Source organism: Hydrogenophaga sp. (assembly GCF_025699295.1).
Taxonomy (GTDB): Bacteria; Pseudomonadota; Gammaproteobacteria; order Burkholderiales; family Burkholderiaceae_C; genus Hydrogenophaga.
Genome location: NZ_JAILWB010000025.1, coordinates 24,498 through 37,184, shown reverse-complemented (window position 1 = coordinate 37,184; position 12,687 = coordinate 24,498). Strand labels below are relative to the sequence as shown.

Sequence of the window (12,687 nt, the reverse complement as noted above, 5' to 3'; positions counted from 1 at the left end):
CCGACATGGAGAACGACATCAAGCGCGCACTCGTCACCGGTGGCAGCGGCGGCATCGGCGCGGCAATCTGTCGCCGCCTCGCTGCCGACGGGCACCACGTCATCGTGCACGCCCACCGCGCGCTGGACAAAGCCAGCCTGCTCGCGCGCGAGATCCGCGACGCCGGCGGCAGTGCCCAGGCCGTGGCGTTCGACGTGACCGACCGCGAGCGCTGCGCCGCCGCGCTGGCCGCGCTGCTCGAAGCCGGCGCGGTGCAGATCGTGGTGAACAACGCCGGCATCCACGACGATGCCGTCTTCCCCGGCATGAGCGGCGAGCAGTGGGACCGCGTGATGGACGTGTCCCTCAACGGCTTCTTCAACGTCACGCAGCCCCTTTCGCTGCCCATGCTGCGCACGCGCTGGGGCCGCATCATCAGCATCACCTCCATCGCCGGCGTCATGGGCAACAAGGGCCAGGTGAACTACGCCGCCGCCAAGGGCGCGCTGCACGCGGCCACCAAGTCCCTCGCCTTCGAACTCGCCACCCGCGGCATCACCGTCAACGCCGTGGCTCCCGGCATCATCGACACCGACATGAGCGCCGGCAGCTTCGACGCCGACACCATCAAACGCCTGGTGCCCATGCAACGGGCCGGCCGCGCTGACGAAGTGGCCGAGCTGGTGGGGTTCCTCGCATCCGACAAGGCGGCCTACATCAGCGGGCAGGTTCTGTCGATCAACGGCGGCATGTGCTGACGCCCCGCGCCATGCCACGCTGTGCGACGCTTATCGCGCTGTGCGGCCTCGCCACCGGCGCCGCTGCGCAGGGGCCCGCCGACGGGGCGGCCTCGCTGGAGCAGTGCGCCCTCATTGGCGCTGCGACGGACCGCCTCAACTGCTACGACAAGCTGGCCGGCCGGGCACCGGCCCCCACGGCGCCGGCGGCCATGCAGCCGTTGCCCGGCACAGAAGCCGAAGTGCCCTCGCTGCTCACGCAGTCGGGCGGGCCTCTGCCTCCGGCCCCCGCACCATCACCGACCCCATCCAGCAGCCTGCTCTCGAAATTCTGGGAGCTGGACCCCGCCGACAAGCGCGGTGTGTTCAATTTCGTGGGCTACCAACCGAACTATGTGCTGCCCCTGCACGTCACGTCGCGCGTCAACCGCGCACCCCGGTCGCCGACGCAGGCGGCTGTTTCGGTGCCCGACAACCGCCGGGAAGAGGCGAAGTTCCAGCTGTCGCTGCGTACCAAGCTCCTGCAGAACGTCGGTTTTGCGGGCGCCGATCTGTGGGGCGCTTTCACCATGCAGACCCTGTGGCAGGTCTACAACCACGCGGAATCACGACCCTTTCGCAACACCGATTACCAGCCCGAACTGATCTATGTGGTGCCCACCGCACCGGGCCTTCGCGCATGGCCGTTCGGCTGGCAATGGCGTTTCTCGCAGCTGGGCCTGGCGCACCAGTCGAACGGGCAGTCAGACCCCTTGTCTCGAAGCTGGAACCGCGTCTACCTCGGCGCCGGATTCGAGCGCGGAAACTGGACTTTCACCACCAGACTCAATCGGCGCCTGCGGGAGCGCATCGAGAACGACAACAACCCCGATCTCCTGGCGTACCGCGGCAAGGCCGAGTTCACCCTCGGTTGGGCGAGCGGGTTGCACACCGTGTCACTGCATCACCGCAGCAACCTGCGCAGTGAAAACAGCGGAGGCAGTTCGCTCGAATGGACGTACCCCGTGTCCCGAGATCAGCCCAACGGGCTTCGCTGGTACGTGCAGCTCTTCAACGGCTATGGCGAAACGCTGTCGGATTACAACTTCCGGCAGACCAGCCTGGGGGCGGGGGTGAGTTTTCTGCAGTTCTGATGGCGCGGCAGGCACCATCAAACGCCTGGTGCCCATGCAGCGCGCCGGCAGCGCGGGTGAAGTGGTCGAGCCGGTGGCGTTTCTGGCTTCCGACATGGGGGCTTATGCGAGCGGGCACGTGATTTCGATCAATCAAATGGCATGAAGCACTTTGCAGCCACCCGTCATCAATCCGTAGCTAGCGTGAGGAAACATCAGGAGTCTTTGCATAGGGGGTATTCGCCGAAGGTGTCTTCGCAGAAGGATCGCTGGTCATTCATCTTTCTGATGAAGAGCGAACATCCTTCGGACGGGAAACCATCGAAGTCCCAGACCTCGCCCAGAAGGTTTATGACTACAGGCAAGCGAACGTACCTCACTCGTAGTTTGATAGTCCCAGTAATGTCCTGTCACTCAGCGGTGCGCGCTCGCACGCTGGTCTTCGTCGGCGAGTCTTGCGTGGGCCTCCGGGAGCGGTTCGGCTGAGGAAGCTTGACAAACAGTATCCGATTAGATACATTCCGTCCATGTTCTCTGTCCTTCAGACCGAAGAGTTCGCTGACTGGCTCGATACCCTGAAGGACAAACGGGCTCAGATCCGCATCGCGGCGCGCCTGCGGCAGGCCGAAGCCGGCAACCTCGGGGACTGGCGGTCTGTCGAGGGCGATGTCTCTGAAATGAGGGTGCACTACGGGCCGGGCTACCGGCTCTACTTCGTCCGCCGTGGAAGGGTGATCGTCGTCATGCTCAACGCGGGCGACAAGTCGAGTCAGAAGCGAGACATCCGCCATGCCTTGAAGCTGGCATCCGAACTGGGAGACGACCTGTGACAAAAGCCAAGACCAAAACCCCGCTCAAGCTGGTCGCGTTCGATGCGGCCCGGTACCTCGACGACGACGAGGCCATTGCCGAGTACATGACGGCCGTGCTCGAAGCCGACGATCCCGACCTGCTGCTTCTCGCGCTCAGTGACGTGGCTCGAGCCAAGGGGATGGCGCAGGTGGCCAAGGACGCGGGTCTGGGCCGCGAGAGCCTCTACAAGGCGCTTGCGCCCGGCGCAAAACCCCGCTTTGAAACCGTGATGAAGGTGGCGCGCGCGCTGGGGGTCAAATTCGCGGCCCAGCCTGCCTGAGGACAGTCCATCACCCCACCACCCGCCGCCACACCAGCAGCGGCAGGCGCAGCACGAAGCCGATGAACAAGCGCGTGTGCATCCAGCTCAGCAGCAGGTTGTCGCGCAGGTACTTGAAGTGGGATACGCCGCCTTCGGCCGGTGAGAAGTAGCGCACCGGGGCGTCGATGTTGATCGGGCGCACGCCGGCCCAGCATAGGCGCACGACGGCTTCGGGGTCGAAGTCGAAGCGGCGCATGAAGCGGGTGCCGTGCATCACGCGCATCAGCGCGGCGATGGGGTAGACGCGGAAGCCGTAGAGCGAGTCGCCGATGCCCATGCCCAGGGTTTCCAGGTTGGCCCAGCCGTTGGAGACCTTGCGCCCGTTCACGCGCAGCGCGGGCGCTTCGGGGCCGAACACGGGTTTGCCCAGCACCATGGCGTCGGGCGCGGCCTGTGAGGCGGCCATGAACGTGGGGATCAGGGTCTCGGGGTGCTGGCCGTCGGAGTCCATGGTCAGCGCGTGGCTGAAGCCGGCCTGCGCGGCGCGCGTGATGCCTTCCAGCACGGCCGCGCCCTTGCCCCGGTTGTGCGGCAGCACGATCACGCGCAGGCCGGGGTCGGTCGCGGCTTCGGTGGTGAGCCAGTCGGCCGAGCCGTCGGTGCTGCCGTCGACCACCACCCACACCGGCGTCCAGTGCGCGCGCGCGGCACGCACCGTCTCCAGCACCTTGCGACCCGGGTTGTAGCTGGGGATGAGCACCAGGTGCGTGGGGCTGGCGGCGGGGGGCTGGGGCATGGGGGTCAGGCGGCGGCCCTCGCTGTGGCAGGGGGATGGTCGGGGCCGAGTTCGCGGCGGAAGTAGGCCTCCAGTTCGGCGGTGAAGTCGCGCGCGTTGCGCGGTGCCTCGAAGCGGTGGCCGAGGCGGATGGTACAGGTCAGTGGCAGCTGCGGGCGGCGCCACAGCGGCCAGCCCTTGCCCAGGTAGGGGCTGGAGAACTCGACGATCAGCGTCTGCACCGGCACGCGCGCGCGTGTGGCAATCAGCGCGGTCGAGCGCAGCAGCGGGTTGAGCGGGTTGGCCGGGTAGTTCCGCGTGCGCGTGCCTTCGGGAAAGATCACCACCTGCGCGCCCTGGCGCAGTTCGGCGCGGCAGCGCAGCACCGCGCCCAGCAGGTTGTCGTTGCGCACGTAGCGCGCCAGCCGCGCACCGGCGCCGAACAGCGGGTTGTCCATCAGCTCGGCCTTCATCACGCACACCGCGTCGGGCAGGCGGGAGGTGATCAGCACGGCGTCGAGCAGGCTGGGGTGGTTGGCGGCGATCACCATCGGACCCTGGTCGCGCAGCGCATCGAGGGCCGAGAGGTCGAAGCGGCAGGCGCACAGCGTGCGCAGGATGCCCACGTACAGCCGGAAGCCGCGCATGATGGCCTGGCGCCCGAGCCAGCGGCCGAAGCGGTGCGGCAGCACCGGGTACAGCAGCAGCGCCAGCGGCGTCCAGCTCAGGCAGACCACGGCCAGCGAGGCCAGGCCCACCACCATGGCGACGTGCTCGTACAGGCCCCACAGCAGGGATGTGGCGGGGCGTGCGGAGGTGTTCATGCCGAGGGCAGCGGCTGGACGCCCTGCGATTCGATTTCCACCAGCAGGTCGGTGCGGCAGATGTCGGCCTGCACGCAGACCAGCGGCGCGTCACCCAGCAGCGGCTGCAGCGTGCGCTGCACGGCGTCGGCATCCGACGCGTGGCGCACGTAGGCGCGGTGGCTCAGGCCGGCGAGCGCGAACGGCCGCGCCGAGCGGGCCTGGCGGTTGGCCTGCTGGACCATCGTGTCGAGGTTGCGCACGGTCTCGCGGCACTGCGCGGCCACGTCACCCGCGTGCAGCGTTTCGTGGCCCACGATGCTGGCGGTGCCGGAGATGAACAGCGCCTCCTGCCCGTCGGGGTAGGCCAGCGCGGCGCGCGAGAAGGTGGGCGCGCGCGGGCCGTACTGCGCGGGGTAGCGCCAGGCGCTGAGCTGGCGCGGGTTCTCCAGCGGCACCAGGGGCGTGCTGCCGGCCAGGAAGGCCACGGACAGCGGGCCATGCCGCACGCCGATGGCGCACGCCGCGGGCACCTGGCCGCCGGTCTCGCGCTGCGCCTGCACGAAAGCCGCGAACCGGCCGAGGTTGAACTGGCGGTAGCGCTCCAGGCCGTGCGTCTCCTCGTTGATGCGCGCGAGGTAGTTCCACACGCGCCACAGGTGCGGCAAACGCTGCGCGCGCAGCAGGGCGAAGAGGCGTTCGTACAGCACCCGGCTGGTGGCCTGCAGCGGTGTCTCGTCCGCGCGCGCTGGTGCGGCGCTGTCTTCGTCGAGCTCAATCACGCCGAACAGCAGCCCGGCCGTGCGTCGCCAGTGGATGCCCTGGCTGTGGCCTTCCTGCAGGGCGCCGTCGGCCCGCCAGCATTCGTGCAGCTGCGCCGCGCCGCCGCCGAGCACTCGCGCACGCAAGGCCTGCCGCGGCCAGGCCACGGCGGGCGGTGCGTGCTTGAAGTCACCGATGGCGATGCCGCCCAGCGTGTCGCCGCGGGCGCTGCCGTCCGTGGCGGGCCGGGTTTCGTGGCGCAGGTTCACGATGGGTGGGCCTGCGCGGCCTCGTCGGTCGGGCTAACGTTGAAGCGGCGCTTGCGCCAGGCAGCGAAAGCGCGCCGCGGCTGCGCGAGATTGGCCGCGTAGTACAGCAGCTTGAAGGCCAGCAGCGAACGCCCGATCGGCGCACCGCCATACACGTCGCCGGCCAGCGTGGAGAGCAGGGCCTCCTTGACGCGGAAGAGGTTGCGCGGGCCCATGAAGAAGTCGCGCATGATGGGGTTGGTCACGCGGTAGATGAACCAGGAGAACGCGCGGGGGCCGTGGCGGCTCTGGCGGTCGAAGTGCCTGAGCGCGGCGCGTGCCCGGGCCGGCTCGCGCAGGCAGGTGTCAATGGTCTGCGCGCCCAGCTCGCCGCCGTTCATGGCCAGCCACACGCCCGAGGAAAACACCGGGTCGATGAAGGTGTAGGCGTCGCCCAGCATCAGGTAGTTGCTGCCGTGGTTGCGCTGCGCGGAATAGGAGAAGTTGCCGGTGGCCTCCACCGGACCGAGCAGGCTGGCGTCCTTCAGGCGCTCGGCCAGGCCCGCGCACGTGGCCACGTTGTCCATCAGGAACTGCTGCACGCTGCGGCCCTGGCGGGTCTTCATGTGATACGGCCAGGTGACCATGCCCACGCTGGTGGCGCCGCCGGTGAGCGGGATGAACCAGAACCAGCCGTGGTCGAACCAGAAGATGGTGATGTTGCCTTCGGCCTCGCCGGTGTTGCGCCGGGCGTTGGCGAAATGGCCGTACACCGCCGCGCTGTTGTGGCGCGGGTTGCGCTCCTTGATCTTGAGACGGGACGCCAGAAAAGTGTCGCGCCCCGAGGCGTCGACCAGGAACTTCGCGTCCCACACGGTCTCGCGGCCATCGTCGTACCGGGCGTGCACGCGCACCGACTGGTCGGGCAGGAATTCCACCGAACGCGCCTGGCAGCCTTCGTGCACCTCGGCACCCTGGCGCTGCGCGTTGCGGATCAGGATCTCGTCGAACTCCGCGCGCCGGACCTGGTAGGCGTAGGGCATGGACTTGTCCCAGGCGTCGGCGAACTCGAAGGTCTGTGTGTGGTCGTGGTGGGGCGAGACGAATTCGGCGCCGGGTTTGTACTGCCCGATGGCGCGCACCTCGTCGGCCACGCCCAGGCGCTCGAGCAGCGGCAGGTTGGCCGGCAGCAACGATTCGCCGATGTGAAAGCGTGGGTGGTGCGCTTTTTCCAGCAGCACCACGCGGTGGCCTTTTTGCGCCAGCAAGGGCGCCACGGTGGAGCCGGCGGGCCCGCCGCCGATCACGAGAACGTCACAGGTGTGGCGTTCGATTCCCTGGGTGTTTTGGCTCATGTGAACGCGCCAGGGACCGCCAGTGTGCGCGGGCCCGCAGCGTCGGTGTGTGGACGGTCGAAAAATTGTACCGAGCGTACACCCGCACATGTAAGCGGAGGTACGCCCCCCGAACGCGTCGGACGGGGCCTACAGAACAGGCGTGTTCTGGTGCGCGGCAAGTCGACACAGATCACGGTCCATGGGCTCAATTCATACTAATTGTCTATGGACAACATAATATGCGCATAAAAAATTGTGATCGATAACCGCTCGGTCACACACTCGATCATCACCTTCCAGGAGACCGACCCGATGAACCCCGACGACACCCGGCAACGCCTGGCATCCATGGGCTGGCGCATGCGCGACCTGCCTGGCTTCATCGGGCAGGCCGGCCCCTTGTGGACGCGGCGCGAGGATGCGGGCTGGGTCTATGGCCTGCTGTGCGAGGCGCGGCACCTGAACCCCGCTGCGCGCGCGCACGGTGGCGCGCTCGTCACCCTGCTGGATCACGCCATCAGCACCGTGGCCTGGGAGGCCAGCGACCGCGCGGCCTGTGTCACCCTGCAACTGGACACGCAGTTCCAGGGCGCGGTGCGCGAAGGGCAGTTCGCCCAGGCGCGGGCGCAGGTGACGCACCGCACAGGCGGCCTGATTTTCCTGCGGGGCCAGGTGCACGCCGACGAGCAGCCGGTGCTGGTGGCGCAGGCCATCCTCAAGGTGCTGCCTGGCGTTCGCTGAATTGGAGGCCTGCGTTGCAGGTTCCTTTTTTTTGCCCGGATTCTGTTTGTCTATATACAAACGTATGTGCCTATTGACAAAAATGCGCAACACGCCGAAACTGCGTTCAACCCATCCGAAGAGCGAGACACATGAAACGACTGACCGACTACACGAGCTACGCCGACGCGCAGGCGAATTTCTCGTCCGAGCGTCTGTGGGAGCTGTTTGACGGCAACCGCGAGCACCTCAACATCGCGCACGAATGTGTCGACCGCCACGCGGACAGCGGCCGCGACGCGGTCATCGTGGTCCATGCCGAAGGGGAAGACGAGGTGCTGGGCTTTGCGGAGCTGGCGGCGGATTCCTCGCGCTTCGCGCACTTCCTGGAGCAGCGCGGCGTGCAGCCGGGCGACCGCGTGGCGATCATGCTGGAGCCCTCGCGCGCCTTCTACACGGCCATGTTCGGCGTCATCAAGCGCGGTGCGATCGCGGTGCCGATGTTCACGCTGTTCGGGCCCGACGGCATCCGCCTGCGCGTCAACGACTGCCGCCCGCGCCTGTTGATCACCAACGAGCACAAGGCCGACATGGCGCGCGCCATCGAAGGCACCGACACCGTGGTGTACGACGCGGATTTCGCCCGCAGCCTTCAGGCGCTGCCCACCTCCTACGCAGTGAAGACCCGCGCTGATGACCTGGCGGTGTTCCAGTACACCTCGGGCACGACGCGCGAGCTGCCCGAGGCCGTGAAGCACACGCACCGCGCCCTCGTCACGCTGATGGTGGCCGCCCTTTACGGCACCGGCCTGCGACCGGGCGACCGCTTCTTCTGTCCGTCCTCGCCGGCCTGGGGCCATGGCCTGTGGCACGGCACGCTCGCGCCGCTCGCGCTGGGCCTGACCATCGGCGCCTACAGCGGCCGCTTCAAGCCCGAACGCCTGCTTCAGGCACTGAGCACGCACCGCTTCACCAACATGTCCGCCGCGGCGACCCACTACCGCATGATGAAGAACTGCGGCCAGGCCGGCCAGCACCAGTTCAGTTTCGAGAAGCTGTCGTTCACCGGCGAGCCGATCGACGACGAGACCTCGCGCTTCATCTCGGAGACCTTCGGCATCGAGGTCTGCAGCATGTACGGTACGACCGAGATTGGCGTGGTGCTGGTGAGCTACCCCGGCGCGCCGGACTTCGCCGTCAAGCGCGGCTCGCTCGGCAAGCCCGTGCCGGGCACGCTCATCGAGGTGCACGACGCGCAGGGCCGCGCGTGCGCGCCCGGTGAAACGGGCCAGCTCATGGTCCAGCGCCGTGGCGCGTGGATTCCCACCAAGGACCTCGGGCGCGTGGACGCGGACGGCTACTTCCACCACGGTGGCCGCGCCGACGACGTGATCATCTCGGCGGGCTGGACCATGAGCGCGGTCGAGATCGAGAACGTGATGCTCATGCACCCCGACGTGCTGGAGGCGGCCGCGATCGGCGTGCCGGACGAACTGCGCGGCCAGGTCGTCAAGGCCTTCGTGGTCAGCGAACGCGCGGCCAGCGAGGCCTTCGTCGATGAAATACAGACGCTGGTGCGCACCAAGCTCAGCCAGCACGAGTTCCCCCGCCATGTGGCCTTCGTCGCCGAACTGCCCAAGACGCCCGCCGGCAAGGTGCATCGCAAGGTCCTGCGGGAGCGCGAGATGGCCGCTGCCGCGGTCGCCCTTTATTAACCCCGTTTCATCACCCACTGGAGACACATCCATGTCCGACATGTCCGACCTGCCGCAGCGCAGCTTTCCCAAGATCACCGAGAGCGGCCTCGACGAACTGCGCCAGCGCCTGGGCGTCAAGATCACCCAGATGGCCGAGCCCTGGTGCTTCGAGGCCACGCGCGACAACATCCGTCACTACGCGCACGGCATCGGCGACGACAACCCGCTGTGGTGCGACCCCGAGTACGCGGCCAAGTCGCACTACGGCGGCATCGTCGCGCTGCCCAGTTTCCTGTTCTCCACCAGCCGCATCGTCTCGGGCTACGTCGGTGGCCTGCCGGGCGTGCACGCCATGTGGTCGGGTTCGGACTGGACCTGGCACAAGCCGGTGCGCCGCAACGACGAGATCCACACCGAGGCGCACCTGAAAGACCTGGTCGAGCACCAGACGCGCTTCGCGGGCCGTGCCGTGCAGCAGATCTACCACGTCGACTTCTTCAACCAGCAGGGCGACAAGGTGGCCGAGGCCGACAGCTGGTGCTTCCGCACCGAACGCGACCACGCCCGCGAGCAGGGCACCAAGTACAAGGACGTGCGCGCGCGCGAACCGCGCCGCTACACCGACGAAGAGCTGGGCGAGGCCTACAAGCTCTACCGCGGCGAAGAAGTACGTGGTGCCACGCCACGCTACTGGGAGGACGTGAAGGAGGGCGAGGACCTGCCGACCATGTTCAAGGGACCGATGACGGTGACCGGCTTCATCGCCTACGCCCAGGGCTGGGGCGGCCTCTACATCAAGGCCAACAAGATGGCGTGGAAGCTCATCGACGCCCACCCCGGCGTCGGCATCAAGAACCGCTTCGGCATTCCGGACGTGCCCGAGCGCGTGCACTGGGAAGAGGACTTCGCGCTGGAGGTGGGCGCGCCCGGCGCCTACGACTACGGCCCGGAACGCACCTCGTGGCTCACGCACCACCTGACCAACTGGATGGGCGACACCGGCTTCCTGCACAAGGCCAGCTGCAAGATCCGCCGCCACAACCCCGAGGGCGACATGCTGTTCATCAAGGGCAAGGTCAAGCGCAAGTACGTGGAAGACGGCAAGCACCTGGTCGAGATCGAGCAGGAAGCGCGCAACCAGGACGGCGAGCTGTCGGTGGTGGGCAGCGGCGTGGTGGTGCTGCCGGCGCGGGGCAAGTAAGCCCATGACGTCGCCCACCGAAGGCGGCGCGCTGCAGGGCCTGAAGGTCGTCGACCTCACGCGGGTCCTGGCCGGGCCGCTGTGCACGCAGATCCTCGCGGACCATGGCGCCGACGTGATCAAGGTCGAGCCACCCGCCGGTGACGAGACGCGCCGGCTGGGGCCCCCCTTCGACAGCGCCGGCAGCGCGGCCTACTTCGCCGCGCTCAATCGCGGCAAGCGCTCCATCAGCCTGGATCTGTCGAAGCCGCAGGCGCAGGAGGTGCTGCACCGACTGCTGGACGACGCCGACGTGCTGGTGGAGAACTTCCTGCCCGGCACCATGGAGCGCTGGGGCCTGGGCTACGAGCAGGCGCTGGCGGCGCGCTACCCGCGCCTGGTCTACTGCAGCATCACCGGCTTCGGCCGCGACGGCCCGCTCGGCGGCCTGCCGGGCTACGACGCGGTGCTGCAGGCGCTGTGCGGCCTGATGAGCGTCAACGGTGACCCTGCCAGCGGCGCCACGCGCATCGGCATTCCGGTGGTCGACCACCTCACGGGTTACGTGGCCCTCTCCGGCATCCTGATGGCGGTGCACGCCCGCACACGCACCGGCAACGGCCAGCGCGTGGAGGCGGCGCTGTTCGACACCGCGCTGAGCCTGCTGCTGCCGCAGGCGTCGAACTGGTTCGCGTCGGGCGACGCCCCCGAGCTGCTGGGCAGCGCGCACCCGAACATCGCACCCTACGAAAAATTCCAGGCCAGCGACGGCGAGATCTTTCTCGGCATCGTCAACGACGTGCAGTTCCGCCGCTTCTGCGGCCTGGTCGGGCTCGACGAGCTCCTGGCCGACGAGCGCTTTGCCTCGAACGCGGCGCGCGTGAGCCACCGCGCCGTGCTCAAGCAGGCGATCGAGGCGGCCACGGTGCAGCAGGCCTGCGCGCCGCTGTGCGAATCGCTCATGCGCGCGGGTGTGCCGGCCGGCGTGGTGTCCTCGCTGCCCCAGGCGCTGGCGCATCCGCACGCCGAACACCGCCAGATCGTGGTGCGGCGCGGCGATTACACCGGCGTGCGCTCACCCATGTGCCTGTCGGGCACGCCGGGCGAGCCCGGCCGTGCCCCACCCGGTTTCGCCCAGGACGCCAGCGCCATACTGGCCGACCTGGGTTTCTCCCGCGAGGAGGCACGGCACCTGAGTCGCTCAGGTGCTGCGCCCGATCCCCACTGTCAGTCATAAATCAACCCAGGAGACAAAACCATGAGACTGCTATCCGCCCTTCTCGGCCTGAGCTCTACCCTGTTCGCGCTGCCGCCCGCGCAGGCACAGGCCTACCCGAACAAACCCGTCCGCATTCTCGTGGCCTACTCGGCCGGCCAGGGCACGGACATCGCCACGCGCTACCTGGCCGAGCAGATATCGAAAGACATCGGCCAGCCCATCGTGATCGACAACCGCCCGGGCGCTGGCGGCAATCTGGGCACCGATCTGGCCGCGCAGGCCGAGGCCGATGGCTACACGCTGACCATGGGCACCAACGCCACCCATGCGCTCAACCAGTTCCTCTATTCGAAGTTGCCCTTCGACGCGGAAAAGGCCTTCGAGCCGATCGCGCTCGTGGGCACCTTCCCGATGGTGGTGGCGGTGAACACGGGCTCCTCGCTGACATCGATCAGCGACCTGCTGGCGGTGGCACGCAAGAACTCGCGCGAGGCCGACGTGGCACTGCCCAGCACCACGGCCCGCCTGGTGCTCGAACTGCTCAAGAGCAGCAGTGGCGCGCCGCTGTTCGGCGTGCCCTACAAGGGTTCGGGCAACGCCATGACCGATGTGCTCGGCGGCCAGGTGCCGGTCATTGTGGACACGCCGACCGCGCTGAAGACCCAGCTGGCCGCCGGCAAGGTGCGCGCGCTGGCGGTGACGTCCGGCAAGCCCAGTGGTCTGGCGCCCGGCGTCAAGCCCGTGGCCGAGCAGGGTGTGGCGGGCTTCGAGGTGGTGGCCTGGAATGCGCTCTATGCCCCCAAAGGCACGCCCGCGCCCGTGATCAGCTTCTGGAACGCCGCGATGAACAAGGCGCTGGCGCGCCCGGAGACCCGTCAGCGCCTGCTGGAACTGGGCTTCGACCCCGCCGGTGGCACGCCGGCCCAGCTGAGCGAGTTTGCGAAAGCCGAGCGCCAGAAGTGGCAGCCCATCATCAAGGCCGCCGGCATCACGATGGATTGAGG

At 68.1% G+C, this 12,687-nt stretch carries 13 protein-coding genes; 9 read left to right on the top strand and 4 right to left on the bottom strand.

The features are described from left to right. Positions 1-5 precede the first annotated feature (5 nt). The 4 genes from fabG to K5880_RS21045 all read left to right on the top strand — a co-directional run bounded on the left by fabG (position 6) and on the right by K5880_RS21045 (position 2,960). Positions 6-737, top strand: a complete 732-nt coding sequence (gene fabG, locus K5880_RS21060) for a 3-oxoacyl-ACP reductase FabG (protein ID WP_297657188.1) — start codon at positions 6-8, stop codon at positions 735-737. An 11-nt stretch (positions 738-748) separates the two neighbouring features. Continuing rightward, positions 749-1,849 carry a phospholipase A gene (locus tag K5880_RS21055; RefSeq protein WP_297657186.1) on the top strand — a complete coding sequence of 367 codons (1,101 nt, stop codon included), beginning with the start codon at positions 749-751 and terminating at the stop codon, positions 1,847-1,849. Positions 1,850-2,355: 506 nt separating this feature from the next. Beyond that, positions 2,356-2,658, top strand: a complete 303-nt coding sequence (locus tag K5880_RS21050) for a type II toxin-antitoxin system RelE/ParE family toxin (protein WP_297657184.1) — start codon at positions 2,356-2,358, stop codon at positions 2,656-2,658. Next, a complete protein-coding gene (locus tag K5880_RS21045) occupies positions 2,655-2,960 on the top strand; it encodes an addiction module antidote protein (protein WP_297657182.1) in 306 nt (101 codons plus the stop codon). Before K5880_RS21050 ends, K5880_RS21045 begins: the two co-directional genes overlap by 4 nt. Positions 2,961-2,970: 10 nt before the next feature. Here the strand turns inward: K5880_RS21045 and K5880_RS21040 are convergent, their stop codons facing one another. Genes K5880_RS21040 through K5880_RS21025 form a run of 4 tightly spaced genes read right to left on the bottom strand, consistent with a single transcriptional unit; the run spans position 2,971 to position 6,885 of the window. Beyond that, on the bottom strand, positions 2,971-3,738 hold the full coding sequence (locus K5880_RS21040; RefSeq protein ID WP_297657180.1) for a glycosyltransferase family 2 protein: 768 nt from the start codon (positions 3,736-3,738) through the stop codon (positions 2,971-2,973). Positions 3,739-3,743: 5 nt separating this feature from the next. Further along, the gene (locus K5880_RS21035; RefSeq protein ID WP_297657178.1) at positions 3,744-4,541 is read right to left on the bottom strand and encodes a lysophospholipid acyltransferase family protein; all 798 of its coding nucleotides are present in this window, start codon (positions 4,539-4,541) and stop codon (positions 3,744-3,746) included. Continuing rightward, a complete protein-coding gene (locus tag K5880_RS21030) occupies positions 4,538-5,551 on the bottom strand; it encodes a hypothetical protein (protein WP_297657176.1) in 1,014 nt (337 codons plus the stop codon). Before K5880_RS21030 ends, K5880_RS21035 begins: the two co-directional genes overlap by 4 nt. Beyond that, positions 5,548-6,885 carry an NAD(P)/FAD-dependent oxidoreductase gene (locus K5880_RS21025; RefSeq protein WP_297657174.1) on the bottom strand — a complete coding sequence of 446 codons (1,338 nt, stop codon included), beginning with the start codon at positions 6,883-6,885 and terminating at the stop codon, positions 5,548-5,550. Before K5880_RS21025 ends, K5880_RS21030 begins: the two co-directional genes overlap by 4 nt. A gap of 237 nt (positions 6,886-7,122) precedes the next feature. Between K5880_RS21025 and K5880_RS21020 the strand changes: the two genes are divergently transcribed. The 5 genes from K5880_RS21020 to K5880_RS21000 all read left to right on the top strand — a co-directional run bounded on the left by K5880_RS21020 (position 7,123) and on the right by K5880_RS21000 (position 12,685). After that, positions 7,123-7,608: a PaaI family thioesterase gene (locus K5880_RS21020; protein ID WP_297657171.1), complete on the top strand. Its 486-nt coding sequence runs from the start codon at positions 7,123-7,125 to the stop codon at positions 7,606-7,608. Positions 7,609-7,739: 131 nt separating this feature from the next. Continuing rightward, positions 7,740-9,302, top strand: coding sequence for an acyl-CoA synthetase (locus K5880_RS21015; RefSeq protein WP_297657168.1), 1,563 nt, complete (start codon positions 7,740-7,742; stop codon positions 9,300-9,302). Positions 9,303-9,342: 40 nt separating this feature from the next. Further along, complete coding sequence (locus tag K5880_RS21010) at positions 9,343-10,485, top strand: MaoC family dehydratase N-terminal domain-containing protein (RefSeq protein ID WP_366883370.1); 1,143 nt, start codon at positions 9,343-9,345, stop codon at positions 10,483-10,485. 4 nt (positions 10,486-10,489) lie between these two features. Then, the gene (locus K5880_RS21005) at positions 10,490-11,701 is read left to right on the top strand and encodes a CaiB/BaiF CoA-transferase family protein (RefSeq protein ID WP_297657162.1); all 1,212 of its coding nucleotides are present in this window, start codon (positions 10,490-10,492) and stop codon (positions 11,699-11,701) included. Positions 11,702-11,722: 21 nt separating this feature from the next. Continuing rightward, positions 11,723-12,685, top strand: a complete 963-nt coding sequence (locus K5880_RS21000; protein WP_297657159.1) for a tripartite tricarboxylate transporter substrate-binding protein — start codon at positions 11,723-11,725, stop codon at positions 12,683-12,685. Positions 12,686-12,687: the final 2 nt, after the last annotated feature.